Origin of the sequence: Salinigranum marinum, assembly GCF_024228675.1 — an archaeon.
GTDB classification, from domain to species: Archaea; Halobacteriota; Halobacteria; order Halobacteriales; family Haloferacaceae; genus Salinigranum; species Salinigranum marinum.
This window is the reverse complement of record NZ_CP100461.1, coordinates 2549808-2576717: the sequence shown is the minus strand read 5'-3', so window position 1 is coordinate 2576717 and position 26910 is coordinate 2549808. Positions and strand designations below refer to the sequence as shown.

Here is a 26910-nt window from a genome sequence, read left to right as displayed (position 1 = left end):
CGGCTGTCCGGGACGACCGGCCACGCGAGGACGGCTCCGAGTCGGAACCGCGGCACGTCGTACAGAATCCGAAGGCCTGTGGGCGGGGTCGACCACGACGATCACCCACGCGTATCGCAGGGTGACCGTCTCGGGGACCGAGAGAGCGGCGCGAGGTACGGACGGTTCTCAGTTCCGTCCGCTGTTATCGAGGGAACCGGCCTGAATCGTCCCCGGGTCGACGGCCCCCTCCGAGAGGAGCGAGACGAGGTCGGCTTCCGTGACCGGCCGTGTACTCGCATCGAGTCCCGCGTCCCGGACCACGCGGACTGCAGCTGGCGGGTGGAGGTTCGCCCGCTCCAGCAGAGCGTCGTCGTAGAACACCTCCCGAGGCGTCCCGCTCCCGACGACGTTGCCGTCGGCCATCACGCAGACTCGGTCGGCGATCTTGGCGGCGAACTCGAGGTCGTGCGTCGACAGCACCACGCTGATTCCCGCTTCGTGGATCCCCCGGATCCGGTCGGCGACCAGCCGCGAGCGCTCGGGGTCGAGCCCCGCTAGCGGTTCGTCGAGGACGATCACACTCGGCTCTAAAACGAGCACGCCGGCGAGCCCGACGAGGCGTTTTTCGCCGCCGCTGAGGTAGTGTGGGATCCGGTCTTCGAGGTGCGCGGCGTCGACAGTCGCCAGTGCCTCCCGTGCCCGCCGTTCGGCTTCCTCCCCAGATACGCCGTAGTTCTGGAGGCCGAACAGCACGTCGTCCAGCACCGTGGGGGCGACCAGCTGAGTGTCGGCGTCCTGGAAGACGAAGCCGACCTCCCGGCGAGCGTGAGCCTTGTTGTCTTCGGTGATGGGCGTCCCGTCGACGACGAGTTCGCCCTCGTCGGGTACCAGCGTCGCGTTCAGGTGCTCCAAGAGCGTCGACTTCCCGGCGCCGTTGCCACCGACGAGAGCGAGGACCTCGTCGGCGTGTACTGAAAAGTCGACGTCGTGCATCCCGACGGTGCCGTCGGGGTAGGTGTGAGCCTCACATCGGAGGTCGATCAGCGGCGTTCGTTCCCGGGAGTGGTCGGTGCTCATCTCGGGATCACCTCGTAGACCACGACGAGCGCGTAGGCGACGACGCCCGCGTAGCAGGCGACGACAGCGAGGAGTTCGCGAGCGGGCGGGCGCGAGACGTCGCCGTACAGCGTGATGTCGCCCTCGTAGCCGCGGGCCTCCATCGACTTGACCAGCCGTTCGGAGCGTTCGATCGCCGTCAGCAGCGTCATCCCGAGGATACGGGCGTACGTCCGCCGGTTCGCCCAGAACTCCGAGAGGCTCGCCCCGCGCGCGAGCACGCCCTTGACGAGGTCTTCGAGCGTTTCGATCATGACGAACGTGAATCGGTACGTGAGGAGGGCAACCTGGTCGATCGGTCGAGGGAGAAGTCTGCCAAGCAGGTACGCGATGTCGGCGTACCGCGTGGTCATCGTCGCGGCCAGCGTGAACGTGACGACGGTCAGCGACCGGCAGGTCAGCTCGCCGAACAGCGTCGCACCCGCCCACGTGACCGAGAGTTCGCCGATCGGGGTGGTGAGGGACCCGCCGATGGGTACTCCCGGTTCGAGGAAGGCGAGCGGCCCCGCCACGGAGGCGATGAACAGCAACGGCAGCGTGTACCAGTAGACGAGCCGCCCGTACGGAAGTCCGGCGATCCCGTAGACCACGAGCGTCGCGGCGTACACCCCCGCGAGGACGGCGAGGCTATCGACGACCGTCACCGCGAGGACGAGTGCGCCGACGACACCGACTTTCGTCCACGGGTTGACGCGGTGAAGCGGGCCCCGACGATGCTCGGCGTAGGCCGTGATCAACCGCGGGTCCGGGACGTGGTTCGAGAGCGTCGTCACGGTGACCGGGCCGTGCGTTCCGGCTCGTCGACCCCGTGGTAGCGGTTAGCGTACACGTACAGGCCGACTCCGATGACGGTGAGCAGGACGACCACGCCGACGAACTCGAGCATCAGCCCGCCCTTGCGGATCGGACCGGCGACGACGATCCCTCGCCCGAGGTCGACGAGTGCGCCACCGCTTTGCTGGACGCCACGCTGTAGCGCCTGTGCCGAGCGCTTGGCCCAGGGGAGTGCCCCGCCCGTCGAGGTGAAGCCCCAGAGCCCGGCAGCGAGACAGACCGCGAACAGACCGGCGAGTCCGCCATACTGCTTCCAGCGCTGCATCAGGCGGTCACCCCGGCGGACTCCTCACTGGCGGTGCGGTCGGCGAGCCCGACGAGGTCGGGCCGGACCGAGGCGAGGAACTGGACGACGAAGCCGGTCAGGAGGCCCTCGATCACCGCGACGCCGAGGTTGAGGCCGACCAGACCGGCGACGGCGATCGTCAGATCTCCGCGGGGCAGCGCGCTCCCGTTCACCCCGCTGATGACGATGATCGCACCCATCAGGACGGCCCCCGCCGACAGGCCGAGCGTCGCCGCGCTCGCGCTGGCGGGGAAGACGTCCCAGTCCATCCGGAGCAGCGTCCTGAACGCGTAGTAGGCGACGATCGCTTCGGAGGCGTTGACAAGCGTGTTCGCGCCGAGGAGGCCGACGGCACCGTGACCGAGCGCAGCCGAGAAGATGTTGACCACGAGCGCGATGAGCACACCGAGGAGCGGTCCGGCGAGGATCCCGACGAGCCCGGTGAGGTTCATGTGGATGCCACCCCAGACCGGGATGTTCAACTGGAAGATCGCGAAGCTCGCGGCCGCGCCGATGCCGGCAAGCGCGATCTGGTGTGTTTTGATACCACCTTTCCGGACCCGATAGACGACTGCGCCGACCAGGGCGGCGCCGAGGGCAGTCCACAGCACCAGTGCCCACAGCGGAAACGACCCCTCACCGAGGTGAATGTGTGCCATAGCTATGTTAGCAATTTCAACACTAAACATAATAAAGTTACCTTTTGAAAGAGAAGCAGATAATAACTCTTCGGGAACGAGACGCTGTTATTGATACCGAGCTGGTTCCTCGACCCACACTCCGGCAGCTATCCCGAGTTCTCGCCGAGCGGCTCCCCCGCCTCGATGGTCATCACATCGATCGGGGCGGTCGTGTATTCGACGGAGACGGACTCGTCCACGCCGCGCACGGTCGCGATGAAATTCAGGACGACGTCGTACTCGCCCTCGACGACGAACGTCTCCACACAGCCCCCGTTGTCGGTGAGGCAGTCGTGCGAATTCGATATGATCGACGCCTCGAACTCGTGGCGAACGTCCATCATGCGGCGTTCGATCTCCGGCGCATCGTATCCGAAGACGGCAGTGATGGTTCCCAGCACCCGTCGGCCCTCGTATTCGGTCTGCTGATACTCGTCGAGTAGTGATCGGCACGCTTCACGAATCACCTCGCTTCGGCCGCTGTAGCCGTGGTCCTCGACGAACCGATCGAGGTCGTCCCGAAGGCGCTCAGTCATCGAGGAGCTCACGATGGGCATATAATAAAACTTGGCTCAGAGATAATAGATATAGCGGTGTTATTCTATAATTTTGCTAACTTTGCGGGAAGTAGCTGCTAGTAGTTAGTACCGTTCGGGCTGCCGAGCTCGTCCCTGATCCGTGCGACGTGGTCGACGAAGCCGTGAGCCGTCCGCTCGCGCGGGCGCTCTAGGTCGATCGAGACGGTCGACTGGACGGTGCCGGGGTCGGCGTCCATGACGACGACTCGGTCGGCTAGTGTCACCGCCTCGTCGATGTCGTGAGTGACGAACACGACGGTCTGGGCTGTCCGTGCCCAGATGTCGAGTAGTTCACCGTGCAGACGGTCGCGTGTCCGTGCGTCGACGCTCGCGAACGGCTCGTCCATCAACAAGATTGCCGGGTCGACGGCGAGCGCGCGGGCGATCCCGACGCGCTGTTTCATCCCACCGGACAGTTCCTTCGGGTACGCGCCCTCGAACCCGTCGAGTCCGACGAGGTCGATCAGGTCCCGGACTCGTGCCTCGCAGTCCGGGCAGTCACACGCGGGCCGGTCGAGACCGAACCGGACGTTCCCGCGGACGGTCCGCCACGGGAACAGCGCGTACTCCTGAAAGACCATCCCTCGATCGAGACCCGGATCGGTGACCGGCTCTTCATTGATTACCACCGAACCGCTGTCGGGGGTTTCGAGCCCGGCAATCGTCCGCAGTAGCGTGGTCTTGCCACAGCCTGATGGCCCGACGACACAGCAGAACTCCCCTTCCGCGACCGAAACGGAGACGCCTGCGAGCGCCTGCGTCGACTCGTACGCCTTGCTGACGTTCCTGATCTCGATCTCCCCGCCGGCCGTTCTCTCCGGTGGTGACGTATCACTCAGCGCCACGCGAGGACCCTCCGTTCGACGAGTCGAAACCCGACGTCCGTACACAGGAAGGCGAGGCTGATGAGGAACATGTAGGCGACGCTGGTCGCCATCGCGAGGTTGTTCGAGGCGTTGATGATCTCGTAGCCGACGCCGGGTGCGCCGAACAGTTCGGCGCCGACCACGATCATCCAGCACCGACCGATGCTCGTCCGGAACCCGGTCAACACCTGCGCCGTCGCACTCGGCAGCACGACGAGCCGCAGCATCGAGCAGTCACGTTCGACGCCGAGCGTCGAGGCGGCGTCGGTCAACTCGCCCGAGACGCCTTCGACCCCCCCGTAGGCACCGTAGAAGTTGATCCAAAACGCCCCGACGAAGACGATGAACGCCGCGCCGGTGTGGTGGATACCGAACCAGACGATCGCGAAGACGATCCACGCGAGCGGCGGAATCGGGCGGAGGACCCGGACGAGTGGCTGTAACCAATCGTCGAGTCTCCCGCTCCACCCCATCGTCAACCCGAGACCGATCCCGCTGGCTGCGCCGACGAGCAACCCGGGAACGTAGTGGAACAGCGTCTGTGCGAGGTGTGCGAACCCCGTCGGCAGGACCACCTCGGCACGCACGAGGGGGACGGCGACGGTGGTCGAGGTCGCGAACAGTTCGAGGAACGCCCGGGCCGAGTCGACGGGTCCCGGTACGAGATACGACGGCTGGGTCGTCGCCGCGCCGACCCACCAGACGACGAGAAAGACACCAAGCCCCCCGAGACCACGGAGATATCGACGGAGGTCGCCCCTGATCCGGGTGGGCTCGGACGCCTCGGTGCTGACACCAGTCCGGAAACTCATGACTGGAGGGCGTCGTAGGCCTCGACGGCGAACAGGTCCGCCGTCGCGACCGGTTCGTCGATGTTGCCGACACTCGCAACGAAGTCGCCCATCGTCGCCGCCTGGTCGGTGACGGTGTGCGGGTTCGAGAGGAAGTCGGCGGCACGGGACTGCATAGCCGCCGCGGCGAGGTCCTCGCTCACGCCAGAGCCGATCACGGACGCGGCGTGAGCTGCGGCCGTGTCGGGCGATTCAGTCGTGAACTCGGTCGCCGCGACGTGCTGTTCGACCAGTGACTGCGCGACTTCCCTGGCGTCGATCACCCGCTGGTTCGCGAACAGCACCGTGACGGGATGGTCTTCGAGAACGGCACCGGACCACGCGAGCCCATCGAAGGCGTCGTCCTGACCGACGATGGTCGCGAACGGTTCCTGGACGATCGTCGCGTCGATGTCGCCCGACTGGATCGTCTGGACGGCCTTCGCCGGCGGGACGTTCGACTTGTCGACGACCGACTCCATCTCGCCGACGCCGAACTCCTCTTCGATCCAGTACCGCAGGACGATGTCGGGGACGCTCCCGTCCGGCGGGGCCCCGAACCGTATCCTGCGCCCGTGCTCCCGCTCGAAGCGCTCGAAGGTGGTCGGGCCCTCCCGCTCGTACAGGTCGACGACCTCGGTCGTCGCCATGAGCTTGAAGCCGTTCCTGGAACTCGCCGCGAGCACGCCGGCTTCGGTGCCTTTGTCGACGAGCACCATCGCCGGAGTGATGCCGAACAGGGCGACGTCGACGCTCCCGCTGGCGAAGGCCTTCACGACACTCGGGCCGGTGCTGAAGCGCTCGACAGTGACGTCGGCCGGAACGTCGTCGTAGTAGCCCTCCTCGGACATCACGTAGTGTTGCATGTTCGGGTAGATCGGCACGTACGCGAGGGTGAGGGCGTCGAGGGCTCCGCTTCCTCTCCGTCCGAGACAGCCAGCGACGGTCGAGGCCGCGACCACGCTCGCACCGGCTCCGCGGAGCACGTTCCGTCGAGTGAGGGGCGTCATCGTGATTGTTAAATATAGCACTTAAATTAATAAAAACTGCGATTTTACCTCGAGGAGTTAATATTCGGCGGTCGCTGGACCCGGCAGTTGCCGCCGTGTCGGTGAACTCGGGAACGAACAGTGTGTTAAAACGGTTTAGCTAATATCCGCCAGCGGGCCGAAGTCGTCGACCGGCAGGACCGAGTAGTCGACGGTGAGCGTGTCTTTGGTTGCCCGGATCTTCCCGACGAACGTGGAGATCTCCTCGAGCGATCCCTCGAGGACGAACAGTTCCATGCAGTGATGGCCGCCGACGTGGCTGTGGAAGTTCGAGGCGACGACGTCTTCGTACTCGTGGCGGAGGCGCATCATCTTCTCCTCCACGCTGGTCGTCTCGTAGTCGAAGACGACGGTGACGATGCCCATCAGCTCGCGGTCTTCGAGCTTCTTGTCTTGGAACTCGCCGAGGAGGTTGCGGCTCGCCTCACGGAGTACCTCACTCCGGCCGGTGTAGCCGTGGTCGTCCGCGAACTGGTCGATCCGGTTGAGCAATTCTTCCGGCATCGAGACACTGACGACGGTCATGTAATAACTCAGCCGTCACGAAATATTAAGAGTTATTACTCGGCTGTGGAATCCGCGCTGCGCGTGATGTTCAGCTGGCCGAACACGGCGGTCGCCGACCCGACGACGAGCGGTCAGGCGACCAGTTCCTGCGGGAACAGTTCGGCCTCTTCGCTCTCGGTGAGCGGTCGTGCGGCGGCACGGTGCCGGTCGAAGACCGAGACGGCCCACTCGCGCGCCTCCGGTGCGTCGGTGTCGATGATCGCTTCGAGCGCGCCCGTCCGGCCGTCGTGACAGCAGATCCCGATCCGGTCGTCGAAGATGCCCAGCCCACACCGCTGTTCGTCGGGGAGGGCGTCGTTGACGAGGATGGTGCAGTTGTCGTGCGCGGCCGCCTCGAACACCCGCTTGGGGTTCCACGAGACGGTCGCCCGGAGCACCTCGGGCGAGTAGACGTACTCGTACGTCATGCCCTCGTCGACGCAGAGGCAGACCGTCTCGTTGTTTATCGACTTGAAGACGGTCGTTCCGAAGCCGCGCATGGCTGTCGTCTCCTCGATGAGCCACGTGACGCGTTCGACGGGTTCGTAGGGGTAGCCAGGACCGGGGTACGAGACCACCGCATCGGCGAACAGGTCGACGGTGAACCCCTCCATCTCGCGCGGGAGCCATCGCCAGACGTCGCGTAACTTCCGCTCCGTCGCCATCGCGTCGCGAAGTTCGCCGAACTCTTCGGCCACGTACTCGCCGAGCTGCGTCGCCTCGTACACGGGGCCGTTCCGGAGAACCCACCGTCGTTCCTCGAAATCCGAGAGGATTCGGCTGATGGTCGGCGCGGAGGCACCCGTCATCATGCGAAGGTCGGCGCGGTCACGCACGGACTGCTCCAGCGCATCGAGCACCGCCGTCCGGTGTTCCGAGCGGGCGAGGAATTCGATGTCTTCGAGCGGTGACTCCATGCACATCTCACTCCTCAGTCAAGGATAAACGTTTGTTAACAATTAACAGTCGATCCGACCTCCCAAACGATCCGTGGATGCTTCCCTTCTCGGGCGTTCGGGGTCGACGGAGAAGAGAGTGCCCGGGAACTCAGGCCACCGGCTTTACGTTCTGGTTCATCCGGAAGAGGTTCTCGGGGTCGTACTCGCTCTTGAGCGCCACCAGCCGTTCGTAGTTCTCGCGGTAGGCGGCCTGCTCCTGCCCGACGTCCTCGGGGACGAAGTTGACGTAGACGCCACCGGTCGCGTGGGGCGTCATCGCGTCGTACAGTTCGCGCGCCCACGCGATGCACTCGTCGTCCTGGCCCGGGTTCTCCCAGCGGGTGTGCAGGTTCATCAGGAACTCGGCGTTGCGGTGCGGGTAGGCGGTCGCCTCGACCGGCACGTCGTTGATCGCGCCGCCGAGTTGGGCGACGGCGATCTCCGAAATCGGCGACGGCATCGTCGCCATGGAGTCGACGAACGTGTCGATCATCTCGTCGGTGATCTCGACGAAGTTGTGTGACTTCCAGTAGTTGCGCGCTCCCGGTTCGTGCAGGCCGTCGAACGCCTGCTGCCACTCCGCGTAGACGTGCGGCGAGACGACGTCCGCGATGGGGTCGCCCACCGCACGGAGGGGCTGGAACGCCGCCTCACCCTCGTCCATGTCGCCGGCGTAGAAGACGGCGATGGCGAGTATCTGCGCGCCGTGCCACTCCTCGGCGAGGAAGGGAAGCGGTGGGGCGTGACGAAGGACGAACCAGGCGGTTACCTCGTCCGGCGCGCCAGCGGTGAAGTCACGATACCCGCGGAGCGCCTCGGTGGCGTCTTCGATCGGGTAGACGAGCAGTCCGGACAGCACGTCGGGACCGACCTCGTGAAGCCGGAAGGTGAACGAGGTGACGATACCGAAGTTGCCGCTCCCGCCTCTGAGCCCCCAGAAGAGTTCCGCGTTCTCCTCCTCGCTCGCGTGGACGAACTCGCCCGCAGCAGTGACGACGTCGGCCGAGAGCAGGTTGTCCGCGGTGAGGCCGTGCTTCCGGCTGAGCCAGCCGAACCCCCCGCCGAGCGTGAGCCCGGCGATACCCGTCGTGGAGTTGTAGCCGACGGGCGTCGCGAGGCCGAACGCCTGCGCCTCGTGGTCGAACTCGGAGAGAACGACACCCGGCTCAACGCGCGCGATTTTCTCCCCGGGGTCGACTTGGACCGATTTCATGCGCGAGAGGTCGATCATTAGTCCGTCGTCGCAGACGGCGTTCCCCGCGATGTTGTGGCCGGCACCTTTCACCGAGACGAGCAGGTCGTGCTCGCGGGCGACGTTCACCGCTTTAACTACGTCTGCCGTCCCCGCAACCCGGGCGATGATCGCCGGTCGTCGGTCGATCATCCCGTTCCAGACCGACCGTGCCTCGTCGTAGGCCTCCTCGTCCTCCGAGAGTAGTACGTCTCCGATGAACCCGTCTCGGAGCTCCTGTGCCACCGCGTCGTCGATTTCGAAGCCAACTGCCATGTTGTGATCACCTCCTCTACGACTCATGTCTACTTGATGATAATCGATGAAATGTTTCACTAGGTGAACGCGTCCGTCTCCCTGTCGCCCCCGACCGGACGCACAGAGCCGCACGAACCCGTCTCCGGCTGCCGTCCGGCTCGAACTCGCACCTCTCGGCCGAGTCAACCCTGCCGGGGTCGAACTCTCCCGGCGTCCTCAGTCGATCGTGTACGCCGTCGCGGTGTCCCCACCGAGCAGCAGGACGTCGTCCGCGACGGCGATGTCGTCGCCGTTGACGGATTTCGTCGACCGGTGTACCAGCGAACCGGTCTCTCGGTCGTAGGCCGTCAGCCCGATATCCGTATCCCCGACCCAGACGTGTGATCCCGTCGTTTCGATCGCCCCCACGGGGTTGGTGATGCTGGCTTCCCACCGCGTCTCACCGGAGCCACGCTCGAACGCGTACACATCGCCCTCCTCGGTGCCAACGACGACCAGCGAATTGTCGACTGCGGGGGGCGTGTGCACGCTACCGAGCCCGGATGTCGACCACGAGAGACCGTTCCCTCCGAGTGGATGCGCGGCGAGCGTTTCTTCGGAGGCCGCAAACAGTGTCTCTCCGTGTATCTCCCCGAACGATTCGCCCCAGGATTTGTCTATATACCACGATTCGTGTGTGTCAGTCACCCTGCCCGTGTCGCCTGCGAGCACCTGCACACCGCCTGGCATCATCCCAACGTAAACCTCACCGTCGTAACTGCCGAGATAGCTGATGAACGACCTCGGAAGTGCCGACTGGTCGGTCCGCCATCTCTCTTCGCCTGTTTCGATATCGACGCCCCATACGAGCGGTTCTTGCTGACTCATCGACCCGTAGTCCGTGACGGCGAGAACGGCGATGTCGTCGATCACTGTAGCACCGATCGTGTAGTTGTGCTTTCCATCCGACCGCGCACTCGCGGCCCACACTTCTTCACCGGTTCCTCTGTCGTATGCGTGGAAGTGACCACCTTGCTCTTCGTTCCCTTCGGGGTCCGGAACGTACCCGAAAACCATGTGCCGACCATCGGTTGCAAACGCATCGGCACCCAGGTTCTCATCTACCCCGTCGTGCGTCGTGTCGGCCGACCACCTGACGCCGTCACCGTGTGACGCCTCGGCGGCGTAGTTGTAACCGTTGTAATAAAAAACCCCTTCGACTGTCCAGATAAAGTCGATACCCCTCTCGCCGGTCCAACTTTCGGTCAGCGTTACCTCCGCGGATCCGTCGTCTGGTTGAGTTCCATCCGACGGAGTCTCATCTGGCGTCGGTGACCCCGCCGGCGTCGACGACCCGTCCGGCGTCGAATTCTCCCCGCCCTGCAACCGGAGGCAGCCACTGGTCCCAGCGACCCCCGTACCGATCAGCCCGAGAACGTTCCGTCTTCTCACACATTCCACTTCAGCAGACAAATAAATATACTTTCCGCCAGACACGACGACACCTCGTTGCCCCGTCGCTCTCTCTTTGCGTTCTCCCGACCGCCTCGCCGCCCCCCGTCTACGCGGCCGTTCCGAGGCGTCTCCACGCGACAGCGGTGACGACGATCAGTCCGACGAGGGGGACGATCAGGAGTCGCATCGCCGCGGCGACGCCCGATCCCTCGATGACGAACCCCATCACGGCGGGCACGCCGGCGATACCGACCGACGCGACGACCAACCCGATCGCGTTGACCGGCGCACTGTGTTCGGGTGTGCTCTCCGTCGCGTACGCCAGCAGCGTCGGATACAGCCCGGACAGCGAGAGTCCGACACAGAACACCCCGACCAGCAGGAACGGCCCGGACGCCAGGACGAACGTGTACGCGGTGGAGAGCACACAGAGCACCCCTAACCCGAACGCCAACGGGAGGTAGCCGAACCGGTCGGAGAGCGACCCCGCGGCGAACCGCCCCGGAACGTAAGCGACCAACAGGACGCTCAACGACACCGTCACCAGCGATCCGGAGAGCCGTCCCTGTGCGTACGTCGTCAGCCACGTGAACAGTCCCCCCTCGACTCCGGCCGAAAACAGGATGCCTGCCGCCATCACGAGCACCGCCGGCTTTCGAGCGATCCGGTACACCCCGGCACGGGTCAGGGGATCGTCGCCGCCGTCGACGGACGGACTCGGGAGCGACCAGACGAGCGCGGCCACGGGCAGGTAAGACACGCCGAGCGCGTAGTACGCCAGTCGCCAGTTCTCGGCCCACAGCGCCGCCGTGACGACGAGCGGTCCGAGCGTGGCCCCGACGGCCCACATCATGTCGTAGAAGCCGAACAGGCGGCCGCGATGGTGGGGGTAGAGGTGACTCAACAGCGGTCGATCACCGCCACGGCCGACGCCGGAGAGCGCTCCACGGAGGGTCAGTGCGGCCAGGAAGACCCCGAACGACGGGACGAGTCCCATCGCAAAGGCACCGACGCCGCTCCCGACGATCCCGAAAAACAACAGTCGGCGGGTGTCGACCCGCCCGGCGACCGCGCCGGAGGCGGCGACGAGCAGCAAGAAACCGATCGTTCCCGCCGGCGCGACGAGCCCCAACTGCCACTCCGGCGTTCCGAAACTCGTCCGCAACGTGGGGATCAATGCCCCGACTACCTGCCGAGTCGCCCCCTCGAGTGCGATGAACGCGAACACCGCCAGCGTCCACCGTCGACGGCTGTCGGCTGCACGTGCCGGTTCGCCCTGGGTGGCCGTCTCCATGCCCCGACCACGACACAGCTCCGGAAAAGTATTTTGTAGGTAGTCATACAATCCTCTTCCATGTCTGAAGACGCGCTCCGCACTCATCTCGTGAGCTTCGGCCTCTCGGAGAAGGAGGCCGAGGCGTACCTCGCGATCCTCCGGTCGGGCGAGGCGACGACGAACGAGGTGTCGGCCGCGGCCGGTGTCTCACAGGGGTACGTCTACGAACTCGCGGCCGAACTCGCCGATCGGGGGTTGATCACCGTCGACGAGGCGGCCAGTCCGACGCTCCTCCGCGCTCGCCCACCCGACGAAGCGCTCGGAACGTTCAGCGAGCGACTTGACCGGCTGAGCGACGCGATCGAGACGCTGTTCCGACGGTCGGACGTGAGCGAACCCTCCGTCGAGATCGTCCGCTCCCGGGCGACGGTCCGCAAGCGCATCGCCCGGACCGTCGAACGGGCGCGCCACGAGGTGGTGCTGACGGTCCCGTCGACCGAGTTCACACACCTCCGAGAGCCGCTCTCGGCGGCCATCGATCGGGGTGTGACGATCTACCTCCAACTCGTCGCACCGCTCGACCAGTCGTCGCCGTCCGTCGACTGGGAGCGGTTCGGAACCCTGGTGAAGACGTGGGACGCGACGCCACCCGTCACCGTCGTCGCCGACGAGCACCGGGGTGTGATGGGCGCACACAGCCTCCTCTCGGGGCGGCACGGCTCGGCGTACGCACTGGTGTTCGCACAGCAGGACATCGCCGGGGGCTTCTTCGGCAACGCCATCAGCAACTTCTGGCCGATGGGCGAGGTTCGCTATCAGACCGACCCCGACCCGCTGCCGGCGACGTACGACCACGTCCGCACGGCCGTCACACACGCGTCCCTCCACCGGGCTGCCGGCCGTACTCTCCTCGCGGACGTCACGGTCCGGGCGGTCGGATCCGACGAGACCACGACGTACGAGCGCGTCCCCGTCGCCGAGGTCCGTCAGAACCTCGTCGGCGAACCCACGAACGAGTTCCCCATCGAGAACAGCTTCGTGTTCGACACGCCGGACGGACGCATCGCGACCGGCGGAACTGACGGGGGCCTCCAGCCGTTCTACGAAGGGTACGGGGCGGTGTCGATAACGCTGTACGACGGGTCCGACACTGGATAGACGGAGTTCGGCCCCGCCCGTCGACGTCCCGGGTCCGCCCCTCGATATCCCACGCGGCCGTCCCTGACGAGGGTCTGCGGCAGCCACTCCCGCCGTGCTCCGTTCTCACTCAAAAATCGATCCGTGGGGCGATCCCGGACGGTGTCGCTACGCGGCGAAGTGCTGCTTGAGTTCGCCGGCGGTCACTTCGATGCGTCGGTCGGAGCCGTCAGCGGCCTCCAGTTTGGCCGCCGCGAGGTGCCAGCCGCCGTACGTCGCGATCCGTTCGAACTCGGTCTCCGCGTCGAAGCCGCGGTAGGGCTTGCTGAGGGTGATTCTCGGTCCCATGTTCTCCCGGACGCGCCCCGAGGCAAAAAGATTTACTACAGAACGAATAAAAATTATCACGAATGGGAAAACGACGACAGAGCCGTACTTTCGGGCTCCGTTCGAGTCGGATCGCCGGGAGCGCCGGAATCGCCGACACCGGCGTCCGGACGATGTGCACTACATCCGGAGTCCGTACTCCTCACACAGTCGCGGGACGCTCTCGAAGTCGACCTCGAACCCGTAGCGCTCGTTGATCGCCTGATAGCCGGCCATCTTCTCTTCGTCCGTCGGGTCCAGCGGAAAGAGTTCGGCGACCTCCGCAAAGAGGCCGGCGAACTCGCCCGGCGCGATGATCTCGAGGAACCGAAGCGGGTCGTCACCGGCGTTCCAGAAGGTGTGCCAGGTGTCCCGCCCTTTCACTGCGAACTCCCCCGCCGAGACGGTCGAGCGTTCGTCACCGGCCAGGACGGTCATCTCACCGGCCAGCACGTAGGAGATCTCGTCCTCGCGGCTGTGGCGGTGCAACGGCGCGGCGAGCGAACGCGGGGCGAGCGTGTGCTCGACGACCGCGACGGCGGCCTCGGTTTCGTCCGCCGAGACCGCGAGTTTCGCACCGAGGCGGCCGAGTTCGAGGTCGTACTTCGCCGTAGGTGTGCTTTGTGAACGCATCGCAATCAAGAGGACGAACGCCGACATAAACTAGCCGTGACCCCTGTTAACTCGACGAGTGAGGGGTCAAACGGGCTGGAGGTGGTCGTCGCGGGGTTCGTACAGCGCCCCGGACAGCCGCCGGGCTTCGATCGCCTCGAACGTCTCGTGCATCGAGACGCCCTGGTCGCTCCGCACTGCGGTGACGACCCCGAGCGGCACGCCGTCGTCGTACTGTTCGTCCAACCACGAGATGACGGCGTCGAGGCTCCGGTCGGTCGGGGCGGCACGGAGGCCTTCGACGTCGAGAGCAGGGCGTTCCCACTCGACTGCGTGGCCCGTGAGGCGCTCGTGGCGGCGGAAGAACGCGACCGCCTCGTTCGGTCGGTCGACCGCGTGGGAGCGCTCGCAGTCGGGACAGGAGACGACGAAGGGAGCGCGCGCTCGGTTCGAGCGGCTCGGGCGGCGTTTCGGACACATCGTCAGGCGTCGTACGCCTCCTGCGCCAGCAGGTGGAGCCGATGGACGGTGTGTTCGTTTGGACCGAGTTGCGCCTGCGAGAGCGCGCCCATCTCGAGCCCCGCGAACTGCCGTTCGACGAGCTCGAAGTCCTCTTCTTGTAGTTGTCGACTCGTCCGGATGAACGCGGCTTCTTCGGCGCTCAACTCCGAGTCGGGGAAGAAGTAGTCGGCGACGAGGGCGAACCGGCTCTCGTCGATTGGCTCGATGATGTACGTGCCGTAACCGTCGGCCGTCCCGTACATGTTGAGCGTGAAGTTCGGCCACAGGTAGTGGAACTGCGCTTCGTGCTCGTCGTGCAGCGACATGTCGGAGTCGACGTCCGCCTCGTGGGTGTAGTGCAGCACCCAGTGGTAGTCGTTGACTTCGAGCGCCGACTCGTCGAGCGAGATGCCCTCGATCCAGTCTTGGTGGTTGGCCTGGCAGTGATCGCACTCGGAGTAGTTGCTGGCGAACACCTTCCAGTTACACTCCACCTCCGAGACGATGCGGCGGGCGTGTTCGTACTCGCCGAGCGGCAGGCGGTCGAGCCGCTCTTTCATCTCTCCGGCCTGTTCTGCCAGCGGCATCGGGTCGTCCGCGAAGTTGACGAACAGGAGCGGTCCGATGCTGTCGAGAGCGACCTCCCGGAGCGCGTTCGCCTCGGCGTCGACGCCCGGAACGTCCGCGTCGTCGAGATCCGGGTTCAGGCTGGCTTCCTCGAAGCTCTTCGGCGTGCTCCGGAGGTCCCCGTCGAGGTCGTACGTCCAGAGGTGGTACGGACACTGGATCCGCGACGCGTCTCCGGGATCCGACATGGGGGTGTCTTCGACCATCTTCGACCCGCGGTGGGCACAGACGGTCAACGACCCCACCCTACTTCGCTCACCCTGACGGGTTCGCTCGGTGAGGCAGGGGCTTGTCCATGAACTCGGCCTCGAACCCTTCCGGGTGGGCGGTAAATCCACCACTTGGCGTCACCGTTCCAGACTTCAGGGCAAGCTGACTGTTGCCCGTCCGCCGAGACGACTGTTCGCCTCGACGGACATACTGCATTCCGATATTCTTCGCTGCGTTGTAATCTGCGTTCGCCTCCGATTCGCACTTCACACACCGGAAATTGTTGCGTGTCGGACGATTCTCGTCTGCCGTGAACCCACATTCGGCGCACTGTTTCGACGTGTACGCCGACCCAACTTGCGTCACTGAAACGCCCACCAATTCGGCTTTGTACTCCTCCTGTTCGTACAGTGTTCTGAACGCCCATTTGTGTCCCCACGATGCGCCTGTGCGATCGCGGATCTCCGTCAGGTCCTCGAACGCAATTACGTCGCACTCATACCGAAATGCTTCGTTCACAATTGCATTTGACGCCCGGTGTAGCACGTCGCGGACGTATCGGAGTTCCCGGCCACTCGACTGTTCGAGCGTTCGGTGGGCGCTTCGCGTTCCGGTCTGGTGGAGTCCGGCGCGTACCTCTCAAACTCACGGAGGTTGTGGGCTAGCTCCCGCCCGCTAACGAAGTGGGCGGTGCTGGTGACGGCGAGATTTTCGATACCGAGATCAACCCCAAGGACCGTTCCGTCCTCGGCGGTATTGCTCTCAGTATCGTTCTTGGGTCGGCGTAAGCCGATATGCAAAAAGTAGTCGCCTTCACGAGCGGTGAGCGTGCTTTCTGTGACGCTCCATGTGTCTGAATCGATGTACTGCCGTTGGTAGCCATCGTCGGCATCAGGGAGAGCAAGCTGACATCGGACTCTGCTCTCTGTTGTCGAGAGCGACACGGTATCGTCGTCAAACGTTCCAGGGTGGCAGGTCGGCGTGTCGGGTCCGCGTCGTGTCGCCGCTCGACGGCTCGTTCACGTAGGCCGTACACCGGACGGTGACGACGTAGCCGCTCGCCTCCGGTTCGGTCGACCGCACCCCACAGGAGGCATCGGACATCCCGACCTCCGTCTCCGGCCCGGACCACAGCTCGTTGTAGCTGTACCGGTACTCGTGGCGGACCACGTACTCCCGTGCCGTCTCGGCGGTGATCGTCTCCAGGAGCGCCTGCCGCGATTTCGGTCCCGCGGGGAAGGCGACGGTCGTGTTCGGGAACGGGGTGGCCGTGGCCGTGGTCGTCTCCACGGTCGGCGTCCGCTCGACTCCCGGCGACGACGCCGTCGACCCGTCGGTTACGGATCCCGTACACCCTGCGAGCACGAGGAGACCGAGGAGCAAGAAGGCCTCAGAGCGCATGGGTGGCGCCTCGAACCGCGACGCAAAAGGACTCCGCCAGACTCCAACCGGCGTTTGAGTTACCGTCTCGACCGCGGTCCGCCCCAGCGAACGGTCCGCCGGGAGCGGTGCACCACCACTCCGTGCCCGTGTCTGTCCTCGTCGACGGACGCCCATACGTAACCACTGTTCGTTAATCGTCCGGCGCGCAGTAGCCGTCCGAGATTACTGCGAAGCTTGATTAGTGCAGGAACGAACTGTGTCCTGTCCAATGGTTTCGACGGAAGACGGCCACGTCCGTCCCGTTCGATTCTCCGTCGACGAACTCACCGGCGCGTTGGGTGATTCGGTTACCGTACTCCCAATCGTCGTCGCCGTCACGGCGCTGACGACGCTGTCGCTCCCGCGGGTCCTCCTCGGCTTCGCCGTCTTCCAGGTCGTCTGGGGGCTGTACTACCGCGTGCCGCTGTCGGTCGAGCCGATGAAGGCGCTCGCCGCGCTCGTTATCGCCGGGGCACTCACCGTCGGCGAACTCGCCGCGGCGGGGCTGCTCGCCGGCGTGGTGCTCCTCGCCGTCGGCCGCGCGGGCGGTCTCGCACACGTCCAGCGGGTCGTCTCCCGCCCCGTCGTTCGAGGCGTCCAACTCGCCGTGGCGCTCGTCCTCTTGGAGACCGCGGTCGACCTGTCGCTCAGCGCGCCCGCGCTCGCCGTTCTCGGGCTCGGTGTCGCGCTCGGGGCGACCCTGTTGCTCTCCGGAAACGCGAGCACGCTCGCCGTCCTCGCGCTCGGCTTCGCCCTCGCGCTCGGCCGCGCCGACCCGGCCGCGCTCGCCGTCACCGTCCCGTCGCTCGCGCCGACGCTTCCGGCCGCTTCGACGCTCACGACGGCGACCGCCGAGGGCGTCGTCGGCCAACTCGCCATGACGGTCGGGAACGCGGCCGTCGCGACCTCGCTGTTGCTCTCGGAGTACTTCGACGCCGACGTGAGCCCGGACGACCTCGCGACGAGCATGGGCGTGATGAACCTCGCGGCCGTCCCGCTCGGCGCGCTCCCGATGTGTCACGGCAGCGGCGGCCTCGCCGGCAAGTACGCCTTCGGTGCCCGGACGGCCGGGGCCAATCTCATCCTCGCCGGCGGCTACGCGCTCGCTGCCGTGTTCGCCGTCGGCGTGTTCGCCGCGTTCCCGATGGCGATGCTCGGCGTCCTCCTCGCGCTCGTCGCCGTCGAACTCGGCCGAGGGGCGCTCGCGACCGACCGCCTGTGGCTCACGGCCGGCGTCGGGCTCTGTGGCCTGCTCACGAACGTCGGCGTCGCGTTCGTCGTCGGCGTCGCGGCCTCGCTGCTCGTCGACCGGGTTCGTCCCGGACTCGGACACGAACCGGTCGAGTCCTGATAACACGGCGGTTGGCGGGAGCGGCGTCTCGCCGCACCCGGCGACTCGCGCCGCGTTCTACTCCGTGGTCCGGTTCTCGGAACCCCGTTCACTTGCTCCGGATCGGCAGCTGCGGTCCGGCAGGCCTACTCACAGACCGTCCGGACGTGATCGACGAGCGCGTCAAGCCTGTCGTCGTCACCCAGCGTCTCACACAGCGCCCGCACGTCCATCGGCAGGACGTACGCGGGTCGACCCTTGCCGACGGCGGACGTGTCGCCGACGTCGGCCCGCTCGACGAGACCCGCCTCTTCGAGTTCGTTGAGCGCCCGCGCGACTTCGGCCTCCGAGAGCCGCCCGAGGACGTCCCCGCCGACCTCGTCGACGCGGTCGACGCAGGTGCTCACGACGTCGCCCGCGTGGGCGGGCGTGTCGTCCCGGCCGCCTAACTCGGCGACGCCGAGCAGGACCACTCGGTGGGTGAGTGTCGTCGCGTCGATGTCGGACAGTTCGGTCATAGTCGACTGTTGCCAAGACGTGACAAAACGGTTGTGAATCTCGCTTTCAGATGGTCTCAATCTTCCATTCACTGGCGTCTCGTTCCGGCATCTCGCACTCGCAGTCAGCTCGTTCGTCGACCGGCACTCGCTCCCAATCGTTGCCGTAACACACTGGGCTCGATCGGAGCCGGTGCATGAGCGGTCTATTGCCGTGAGTGTTCTTACAGACGGACTGGTTCATTTCGAACCTCTCGCGGAAGCCACCGTCTGCTCTTGTTTCGTGCGTACTCGATCGAGACAGCGACGCATTAGTTGAGCATACGGTAATTAAGATCGAAAGATATATTATATTGATATACACTTTTCGAACCGTGCTATCACATGACGCAGATCCACGACGTGTCTCTCAGTATCAGAGACGTTGATCCAACAGCTTAGGCTAATCCGGATGAACAGAGATCTAACTAACCGCCGACTATCGCATCCCCTCGATGACAAACAGTAGGCATCTTCTGTCCAGCTCGAAACTCTCGGTGACTCTTTCCCTATTGATCGTGTTGTGCGGCTGCAGCGGAGCCTCTTCGGGTGGGACTACGACACAAAGCCCGACGGCACTCAGTTCCATCCAGAGCCCGACAGACGTGGCCGTCACTGGGGTGCTCACTACCGAACCCACAGAGTTGGAAAACCCGACTCCAAGAAATCCCGAACAGGGGCAGTTCGGGACGTTCAACTACGGTTCCGTGCTGTACGTAACCGAGGTTCAAACCGGGCCTGCGGCGCTCGCAAACGCCAGCATTCTTATTCATTTTGAGCATACCCCCGAACACCGCGCTGAGGACTTCCCTAGCCCAGGAACTGTTCTCGAGGCGAACGGAACCTACCGCCCCGGATTCAACGTCCTCGTGATCTCAAGCGATGGGGGTGCAACGGAGCGTGGTCTATCCGTCGTCAGACGGAACGCATCGGCACCGGAGCCACCGGTGGTCGGCGAAGAAGGCGATCGTGTTCGTATCAGGCAATACGTCTTCTCTGACTCCGCCTCTGATGTCCAGCGGGTCGCACACGATGGAACGACGATCAGAATCGTAGACAACAGCACTGCGGTAGTTGAGGAGGGACGTGTTGAACTCGGCGAGACGTTCTACGCTGATTTCAACGGACTTATCATCGAAGTTATCGGACCGGACAGTTCAAATCAATCAAAAACATAATAAAATGAAAGAAAAAAACATCGCAATTTTACTATCGTTCATCATGATTGTGTCGGTGCTCGTACCAATTGCGCCTGCGCTGGCGCAGTCCGACCCGACGAACACGCCGACAGAGACGCCAACGAGTACAGCGACGGAGACGCCAACGAGTACAGCGACGGAGACGCCAACGAGTACAGCGACGGAGACGCCAACGAGTACAGCGACGGAGACGCCAACGAGTACAGCGACGGAGACGCCAACGAGTACAGCGACGGAGACGCCAACGAGTCCATCCCTGCCGCGTGAAACCGCAGCACTCCCCGGGTCTGATGCGGAGAATCTCGACCCAGAACTCGTTCCTTTCGTCCGGGCCAGTACCTCTCGTGACGGTGCCACTGTGGGTGCTACGAGCACCACGAGCGCCGCAAATACACTCCGAGAGGATCTCCGCGAGTTTTATTCGGTGGAACGGATAGATAGAGTGGACGTCCTTGTCGACGTGAACCTCGACCGCGGTCGATTGGTTGAGAGCAGTCAGAACAGCTCGTACGCGGAGGCAGCGCGGCGAGCGTCGGCTGATCCACAAGTACAGGCAACCAAACGGCAGATCGCCAGTGCAGCCGACGTCCCGATATCGGACGTACAGTACCTCCTGTTCACCAATGCTGTCTTGGTGCGAAATGCGAAAGCGAGCGAGCTCGGTACGCTGGCTGAACAGGAGTCGGTAACGATGGTTCACGGCATGATGATGCCGTTGTCTGCCAGCGACGACTCCCCTCCCGCAGTGAACGAGTCAAACACGAGCCAGTCGATAGACGCATCTCCGAACGACTACGACGGTCCGAGCGGATATGCGATTAGTCCGGACGGTGTTAATTCTCGTGCCCTAACTGATTCCGGTAGGCTCACGGGTCGATCCGCCGATGTCGGGATTTTCGACACCGGGGTGAATCACAGCGATCTCAACGGCGACGTGGTGGCGTTCCAAGACGTCGCCGACGGCGACATCGAGGATACCGACACGATTCACGACGAAGGGGAACACGGGACTTTCGTCGCCGGAGCAATCGAGCGTGTGGCACCGGACGCGAATCTATATGTGGCATCGACCGAGACATACCGTACGAGCGATTACGTTCTCGCGCTGGAGTGGTTCCTGCGGAATCACGTCGACATAATCTCCCTGAGTTTTGGAACTGTGACCCATTCACTCTCTCCACAGAACGGGGAGAGCCGTCTCGCTCGTGTCACGAACGACGCGGTGGAGGGACGGTACGGTTCGACACGGACGAGTGCTCGGCCATCGGTGTTCATCTCCGCCGGTAACGAAGGGGACCAACACGCCATCGGCTCGCTTACCGACTCATCGGGGTCGAATCAGCATGAGTTCAGGTTCTTTGATGATCCGGACACCGCCTACATAATTTTATCCTGGGACAGCAGCGTCAGTGGGGCGAACGTTGAGGTCACAGCTCCAAACGGCAGTACGCTTCGTCCCACGAACAGCCCGGTGACCTTCCCGTCGAACAAGGACGGACAGATCGTCGAGATAGACGATCCGAGTCAGTATGGATCAGGGACCTGGGAAGCGACCGTCGATGACGGGCCGAGTGGTCAGTACCACGTCGAAGTGACCACCCGGCGTCCAAACGGACGAGGCTACTTCTTGAATCCCGATCCCAGTTACACGATCACGCCGCCTGCGACCGCAAAAAAGGCGATCACCGTCGGTGCTGTCGACGATACTCGACAGGTGACGGATTTCTCGAGCCAGGGGCCACTCTGGGATGGGGCAGTGAAGCCCGATATCGTCGCTCCAGGGGAAAACATTCGCTCCACGGTCCCGCCTGACGAGTGCAATAGTTCTCCGTGCTACGATACAGGTGACGGGACATCATACGCTCAACCACTGGCTGCCGGTGTCGCAGCACAGTACGTTCAGTTGTACGCTGAGACCCATGGACTGCGTCCGAACCCTCGAATGGTGAAAGCAGTCGTCCAGAACGGTGCCGACGGCGTAACTCAGCGTCCGACGCTTGGAAAGCAGTCGAACGTCGGATCGGGAATCGTCGACGCCTTCCGTGTCTCGACGAGTTTCGTCGTCACCGGGGTGAACAGGGGAGGTGAACAAACCGTCGACAGCCGGACGCCGACTGTTGTTCCGCAGTTCAAACAGGACATTAAGGGGACACTCTACTGGGAGAACGGAAGCGACAGCTTACGCTACACCCTCGGCAGTCGTGCTGGTCGACAGTACGATGCGACGGCTGTTTCGGTGGAGCCCGCATCCGGTTCGAGCGACTATCCGAACCGGATCGTTGGGAGTACGATCGAAGGCCCGAACGCAACGTGGGCGCTGGCGACCTCGTACCCCCCGAGCCCTTCGTCGTCGAACCGCGTCTCCGAATTCGAGTATCTCGATCCGACGTCATTAGATGACGGCGAGTCAGCAGTGTACGCTCTCGCAGTTGATCAGGAGATCCGCTCCGGAGAGTTTGTCAACGCGAATGGTGCTGTGCGAACGCTCGCGTACACCGACGGAGACGACGTGGATATCTCGCTGTACACTCCCTCTGGGTTCTTGAACGACCGTTCTCGGTTAACAAACGTTCCGATCGAGCAGGCGTACTCCTCCGTTTCGACTCCGACCAACCGGGTCTTGGGTATCCCTCAGGACAACAAGGGTTGGAAGGTCGTCTACGAAGAGAATTCGTCCGGCGGAGCGTCGTTCTCAGCAGCGGTCAACTACCCAGCCGAGCCGCTCCCGTCCGAGGCCGACGTGAGCGTTGAAGACGGAACGGCAGGTAACGCCTCGGAGCCAGGGACGATCAGCTTCAACGTCACCGCCGAGACGGCGAACCAGCCGTACACCTACGCGGGCTTCGGCGAACCCGACGCTTCACACTTCGAGGTCCGCGTCGGTGGCAAACCCGTCCCGTCGAACAGGATGGCAGTGTCACCAGTCAACAACCGACAGGACAAGTACCGACTCGTCGTGACGCCGCCGACGCAGCCGGCGACGGGGGACTACGATCTCAACGTCTCGTTCACCGACGAGAAGTTCAACGCCTCACACACTGCCTGGGCCAACGCGTCCGACGCGATCACGTACTCCGCCGGTGGGGCGACCGGCACCGCCGCCGCGTCGCTCGTCATCGATCGATCTGGCAGTATGGGATTCGGCAGCGGTAAACTGGCGGCCGCACAGGACTCGGCGACGATCTTCGTCAACCTGATGAGCAACTCCGACGAGGTCGCGGTCGTCAGTTACTCCGACAACGCGCGGACCGACCTCCCGATCTCCCGAGTGGGCGGTAACCGGTCGCGAGCCAGAGGCGAGATCGATAGCCTCCGTGCCACTGGCTCGACCAACATCGGTGCCGGCATGCTAGACGCGCGCGCCGAACTCGACCGGGCCTCACAGGGGAGCCGCAAGGCCGCTGTCCTCCTCACCGACGGGGAGAACAACCAGGGTTACTCCGACGACGGAGTCAGACAGCTCGCGAGCACGTTCGCCGCCCGGGACTACTGCGTCTACACGATCGCGTTCGGTTCCGGTGCGGACGAACAACTCCTCCGGGACATCGCCGACCGGACGTGCGGGACGTTCAACCAGGCGGGCGACCGTGACGAACTCCAGGCGATCTACCAGGACATCCGTCAGGTGTCGTCCGGCGAGAGCACGCTGTTCTCGTCGAAAGGGATCCTGGACGCCAACAACCGGACGCGAGAACGGTTCAGCATCGACGACACCACCGGTAGAGCGACGCTCACCGTGACCGTCACCATCTCGTCGAGTTCGTCGGTCACGTTGTACGATCCCTCGGGGTCGCCGATCGATCCCGCGTCGAACCCGGACGTCGAGAAGACGACGACCGGCGGCACCACGACGTACAGGCTCACCGATCCCACGCCCGGCGAGTGGTCGTACGAGGTCGTCAACCAGGGTTCCCAGCGGGTCTCCTACACGACCACCGCGACGGCGAGTAGCCGGACGACGTTCGACAGCACCGCCGGCGCGTCGACCTACATCAACGGGTCGGCAGCGACGTTCACCGCGACGCTCGTCGGACCGAACGGTGGAATCTCCGGTGCGGATATCGAAGCGGTGGTGACCTACCCTGACGGTGACGTACAGACCGTCACGCTCACCGAGCGGACGGTGGGCACGTACCGCGGGAGCGTCCCGCTCGGCGAGGACGGCACGTACTCGGCGACCGTCACGGCCGAGGCAGGCGACATCTTGCGACAACAGCGCGTCTCGTGGACTGTCATCGACCAGTCGTCGCTCCTCAACGCCAGTGTGGAGGACCAGCCGCGCGTCACCGAAGGTGGCGTTGGAACGTTGAACGTCTCGCTGAGTCGCCCGACGTCCACGACGACGTCGTCGCTCTCGGCGACTTCGTCGACGGACGACTCCGTATCCTCCAACGCGGGTCCCGACCCACAGTTCGACTCCGCCGCGGCGGAACTCGCCAGTGCCTCACGCGAGTACATCCGCACCGCGAACGTCTCCGACGCGCTGAAGCAGGCTGCGCTCACGATCAAGAACGAGTCGGGTACTACGGCCACGACGACGACTTCGACGTCGGGAACCCTCGGTCCGACTGCGACGGCCACCGCGACCAGTGGAGACGTGACCGTGTACGTTCAGCCACGAGAACTGACCTCGGCCGCCGGTGACACGATTCCGGCGTCGAGCGTGACGGCCGATCTCAGCGTCGTCCAACTCTCCTCTGGTGAGACCAGACGGATCACGCTCCGTGTCGCACCGCCCGACGGACTCCCGGAGGGGACGTACAACGGGACGGTGACGTTCACTGTGCAGGGGACGGTCATCGACGAGCAGATTACGGTCGAGGTGACCGAGGCGACGATTACGGTCTACCGACAGCGCATTCAGGAGAGCGCTCGGCAGTGGCAGACGGCGAGTCAGCAGGGTAAAACCTACTACGAGGACCGCATGGCAGACCAGCTGACGAACGTCTACTTCAACCAGACGACGGGCGACGCACGAACCGAGGTCCGACCGGTCTCACGCGAGACGATCGCGGCCACGCCGCGTGCGTCACACACGGCTGCGACGCTCGCCCGCGCGGAGGTGGCGCGATGAGCCGTTCCGAGGCGCGCTCGTCGCCGACCTCTCGTCGGCTCCGTCGTTCGCTGTCGGTCCTACTCGTCGTCGCGGTCGTCGGCCTCACGGTCGCCGCGCCAGTCGCGGCCGCATCGGTCGTCTTCGAGTACACGTCACAGCCGCCGGCCGACGACCGGGCCCGGATGGGGTCGACGTACACCCACACCGTGGCAGTCGACACGAACGCCTCGGACGGCCCGGTGATGGTGACGCTGTACCACGATCCCGCGGCGGACCTCTCGTACGCGAGTTACACCGCGTCACTCGGCGGACAGTCGCTCGACATGGTCGTGAGAGAGTCGACCGACACAGTCGGTGGGCGATCGCTCACCCGACTCACGTTCGTCAACCGGAGCCCACCGACCACCGGCACGGAGACGCTCCGGTTAGCGGCGACGTTCGACGCCTCCGAGGACGCGACGACCGAGACCGTGTTCACCGGCGGCGTCCACGGGCCGACGGGAACGACGCTCGGACTCACGGAGACGAACGTCTCGACGTCGGGGCCGGATCTCGAACCCACGAACCTGACCGTCCCGTCGGATCCGACGAACCGCGAGCAGGTCACAGTGACCGGAACAGTGGAAAACACCGGTGAGTACAACGCGACGAGCGTCGCGGTCGACCTGCTGATCGATGGCCAACCTACCGACACGACGACGATCGACGTTCCGATCAGCAGCTCCCGAAACGTGTCGTTCAACTGGACCCCGTCGACCATCGGATCGCACGAACTCACGCTCGCCGTCGACGACGACGACACGGTGCTCGAACTCGACGAGACGGACAACAGACGGACAACAACGGTCACCGTGGTCTCGGGTCCGCGCCCGGACCTCGAACCGACGAACCTGACTGCCCCGTCCGAGGCGACGAACGGCTCGACGACGACGGTGACGGGGACAGTCACGAACACCGGCACCGACGGTGCCGCAGACGTCGGGATCGACTTGCTGGCCAACGGGACGAGCGTCGGCACGACGACGGCCGACGTTCCGGTCGGTGGAACGGTGAACGTGTCGTTCAACTGGACCCCGTCGGCAACCGGGGAGCGTGAACTCACGCTCGTCGTCGACGCCGGCGACACGGTTCTCGAGCACGACGAGACGAACAACCGTCGAAACACCACCGTGACGGTTTCGTCGCCGACGTCAGCCGAACCGGACGACGACGACGGTGGATCGAGCGCCTCCTCGGGCGGCGGTGGCGGGGGCGGCGGTGGCGGCGGTGGCAGCCTCGGCACGAGGACGATCGCCTCGATCACCGGCTTTATGGGCGGGGGCAGTTCGACGACCGTGTCGGTCGGCGACTCGTCGCCCCGTCTGGAGTCGATCCGCTTCGAGTTCGGCGAGGAGACCGCTGGACAGTTCGGAGTGTCCGAACTGAACGTCCCACCGGCGGACACCGACTACCCGCGCAACTACGACACGGTCGTCTCGCTGTTCGAGGTCACGCCCCCGGAACCCGTCCGGGACGACCCGGGTACTGTCACGGTGGCGCTCGACCGTTCACGCCTGTCTGCGATCGGGGCCGATCCCGACGGACTGCAGGTCGAACGGTACAACAAGTCGGTGGGAACGTGGGAGACGCTCGAGCACGAACTCGTCTCCAGCGACGACTCGACCGTGACGATCCGGTTCGAGACGCCCGGATTCCCGACAGGCGACTTCGGCACCCCCGCCTACACGACGTTCGCCATCACGACGGCACCGGCGGGCGCCGCAAGTAGTGACGCGGGCGGTGCGACCACCGAGAGCGAGACGACCACCGTGACCGCACCGGCCACGGCGACCGACACGGCCACGGCGGCCCAGACGACCACGCCCGCCAGTGGAACGACCACGTCGACGACGTTCCCCGGCTTCGGCGTCGGTGCCGTCGCGGGCGCGCTCGCTATCGTTCTGGTCGTCGTCCGCCGGCGGCGTAGGAACGGTCGGTAACGCAGTCCGATCGACGGAGGGGTAAGACGGG

General features: G+C 64.7%; 23 protein-coding genes and 2 pseudogenes. 5 read left to right on the top strand and 20 right to left on the bottom strand.

Features of this window, described 5'->3' with window-relative positions:
• Positions 1–168: 168 nt before the first annotated feature.
• The 13 genes from NKJ07_RS12755 to NKJ07_RS12695 form a co-directional block, all read right to left on the bottom strand.
• On the bottom strand, positions 169–1059 hold the full coding sequence (locus NKJ07_RS12755; RefSeq protein ID WP_318567199.1) for an energy-coupling factor ABC transporter ATP-binding protein: 891 nt from the start codon (positions 1057–1059) through the stop codon (positions 169–171).
• Positions 1056–1871, bottom strand: a complete 816-nt coding sequence (locus NKJ07_RS12750) for an energy-coupling factor transporter transmembrane component T family protein (RefSeq protein WP_318567198.1) — start codon at positions 1869–1871, stop codon at positions 1056–1058. The genes NKJ07_RS12755 and NKJ07_RS12750 overlap by 4 nt, the downstream gene beginning before the upstream one ends.
• Positions 1868–2197 (bottom strand): cobalamin transport operon protein, encoded by a 330-nt coding sequence (locus NKJ07_RS12745; RefSeq protein WP_318567197.1) that lies wholly within the window; start codon positions 2195–2197, stop codon positions 1868–1870. The genes NKJ07_RS12750 and NKJ07_RS12745 overlap by 4 nt, the downstream gene beginning before the upstream one ends.
• Positions 2197–2877 carry an energy-coupling factor ABC transporter permease gene (locus NKJ07_RS12740; RefSeq protein WP_318567196.1) on the bottom strand — a complete coding sequence of 227 codons (681 nt, stop codon included), beginning with the start codon at positions 2875–2877 and terminating at the stop codon, positions 2197–2199. The genes NKJ07_RS12745 and NKJ07_RS12740 overlap by 1 nt, the downstream gene beginning before the upstream one ends.
• 128 nt (positions 2878–3005) lie before the next feature.
• Positions 3006–3434, bottom strand: a complete 429-nt coding sequence (locus tag NKJ07_RS12735) for a CopG family ribbon-helix-helix protein (RefSeq protein WP_318567195.1) — start codon at positions 3432–3434, stop codon at positions 3006–3008.
• A 98-nt stretch (positions 3435–3532) separates the two neighbouring features.
• A complete protein-coding gene (locus NKJ07_RS12730; protein WP_318567194.1) occupies positions 3533–4321 on the bottom strand; it encodes an ABC transporter ATP-binding protein in 789 nt (262 codons plus the stop codon).
• Positions 4312–5154 (bottom strand): ABC transporter permease, encoded by an 843-nt coding sequence (locus NKJ07_RS12725; RefSeq protein WP_318567193.1) that lies wholly within the window; start codon positions 5152–5154, stop codon positions 4312–4314. The genes NKJ07_RS12730 and NKJ07_RS12725 overlap by 10 nt, the downstream gene beginning before the upstream one ends.
• Entirely contained in the window at positions 5151–6182 is a 1032-nt protein-coding gene (locus NKJ07_RS12720; protein WP_318567192.1) for an ABC transporter substrate-binding protein, read from the bottom strand. Before NKJ07_RS12720 ends, NKJ07_RS12725 begins: the two co-directional genes overlap by 4 nt.
• A gap of 135 nt (positions 6183–6317) precedes the next feature.
• Positions 6318–6746, bottom strand: a complete 429-nt coding sequence (locus tag NKJ07_RS12715; protein ID WP_318567191.1) for a CopG family ribbon-helix-helix protein — start codon at positions 6744–6746, stop codon at positions 6318–6320.
• Between the two features lie 113 nt (positions 6747–6859).
• Entirely contained in the window at positions 6860–7684 is an 825-nt protein-coding gene (locus tag NKJ07_RS12710) for a helix-turn-helix transcriptional regulator (RefSeq protein ID WP_318567190.1), read from the bottom strand.
• Between the two features lie 130 nt (positions 7685–7814).
• Positions 7815–9212, bottom strand: a complete 1398-nt coding sequence (locus NKJ07_RS12705) for an FAD-binding oxidoreductase (protein ID WP_318567189.1) — start codon at positions 9210–9212, stop codon at positions 7815–7817.
• A gap of 198 nt (positions 9213–9410) precedes the next feature.
• On the bottom strand, positions 9411–10670 hold the full coding sequence (locus tag NKJ07_RS12700; protein WP_318567188.1) for an outer membrane protein assembly factor BamB family protein: 1260 nt from the start codon (positions 10668–10670) through the stop codon (positions 9411–9413).
• A 64-nt stretch (positions 10671–10734) separates the two neighbouring features.
• Positions 10735–11922 carry an MFS transporter gene (locus NKJ07_RS12695; protein ID WP_318567187.1) on the bottom strand — a complete coding sequence of 396 codons (1188 nt, stop codon included), beginning with the start codon at positions 11920–11922 and terminating at the stop codon, positions 10735–10737.
• 60 nt (positions 11923–11982) lie between these two features.
• On the opposite strand from NKJ07_RS12695, the gene NKJ07_RS12690 reads away from it, so the two are divergent.
• Positions 11983–13062 carry a TrmB family transcriptional regulator gene (locus tag NKJ07_RS12690; RefSeq protein ID WP_318567186.1) on the top strand — a complete coding sequence of 360 codons (1080 nt, stop codon included), beginning with the start codon at positions 11983–11985 and terminating at the stop codon, positions 13060–13062.
• 147 nt (positions 13063–13209) lie between these two features.
• Here the strand turns inward: NKJ07_RS12690 and NKJ07_RS12685 are convergent, their stop codons facing one another.
• The 6 genes and pseudogenes from NKJ07_RS12685 to NKJ07_RS12660 all read right to left on the bottom strand — a co-directional run bounded on the left by NKJ07_RS12685 (position 13210) and on the right by NKJ07_RS12660 (position 16758).
• Positions 13210–13389 (bottom strand): hypothetical protein, encoded by a 180-nt coding sequence (locus NKJ07_RS12685; protein WP_318567185.1) that lies wholly within the window; start codon positions 13387–13389, stop codon positions 13210–13212.
• Positions 13390–13548: 159 nt separating this feature from the next.
• A complete protein-coding gene (locus tag NKJ07_RS12680) occupies positions 13549–14040 on the bottom strand; it encodes a cupin domain-containing protein (RefSeq protein WP_318567184.1) in 492 nt (163 codons plus the stop codon).
• Positions 14041–14106: 66 nt separating this feature from the next.
• Entirely contained in the window at positions 14107–14499 is a 393-nt protein-coding gene (locus NKJ07_RS12675; protein WP_318567183.1) for a DUF7542 family protein, read from the bottom strand.
• A 2-nt stretch (positions 14500–14501) separates the two neighbouring features.
• Positions 14502–15377: pseudogene (locus NKJ07_RS12670) on the bottom strand (SRPBCC family protein); the annotation flags it as partial.
• 25 nt (positions 15378–15402) lie between these two features.
• A pseudogene (locus NKJ07_RS12665) lies at positions 15403–16316 on the bottom strand (RNA-guided endonuclease InsQ/TnpB family protein); the annotation flags it as partial.
• Positions 16312–16758, bottom strand: coding sequence for a hypothetical protein (locus NKJ07_RS12660; RefSeq protein ID WP_318567181.1), 447 nt, complete (start codon positions 16756–16758; stop codon positions 16312–16314). The gene NKJ07_RS12660 and the pseudogene NKJ07_RS12665, both read right to left, overlap by 5 nt.
• Before the next feature lie 250 nt (positions 16759–17008).
• On the opposite strand from NKJ07_RS12660, the gene NKJ07_RS12655 reads away from it, so the two are divergent.
• Positions 17009–18130, top strand: a complete 1122-nt coding sequence (locus NKJ07_RS12655; protein ID WP_318567180.1) for a putative sulfate/molybdate transporter — start codon at positions 17009–17011, stop codon at positions 18128–18130.
• A gap of 125 nt (positions 18131–18255) precedes the next feature.
• Here NKJ07_RS12655 and NKJ07_RS12650 read toward each other — a convergent pair whose 3' ends face one another.
• A complete protein-coding gene (locus tag NKJ07_RS12650) occupies positions 18256–18627 on the bottom strand; it encodes a Cdc6/Cdc18 family protein (protein WP_318567179.1) in 372 nt (123 codons plus the stop codon).
• 473 nt (positions 18628–19100) lie between these two features.
• Here NKJ07_RS12650 and NKJ07_RS12645 point away from each other — a divergent pair, with 473 nt between their 5' ends.
• From NKJ07_RS12645 to NKJ07_RS12635, 3 genes are all read left to right on the top strand, one after another.
• Complete coding sequence (locus NKJ07_RS12645) at positions 19101–19823, top strand: hypothetical protein (RefSeq protein ID WP_318567178.1); 723 nt, start codon at positions 19101–19103, stop codon at positions 19821–19823.
• Between the two features lie 445 nt (positions 19824–20268).
• Positions 20269–24918, top strand: coding sequence for a S8 family serine peptidase (locus NKJ07_RS12640; protein ID WP_318567177.1), 4650 nt, complete (start codon positions 20269–20271; stop codon positions 24916–24918).
• Complete coding sequence (locus NKJ07_RS12635) at positions 24915–26879, top strand: CARDB domain-containing protein (protein WP_318567176.1); 1965 nt, start codon at positions 24915–24917, stop codon at positions 26877–26879. The genes NKJ07_RS12640 and NKJ07_RS12635 overlap by 4 nt, the downstream gene beginning before the upstream one ends.
• The last annotated feature ends 31 nt before the right edge of the window (positions 26880–26910 follow it).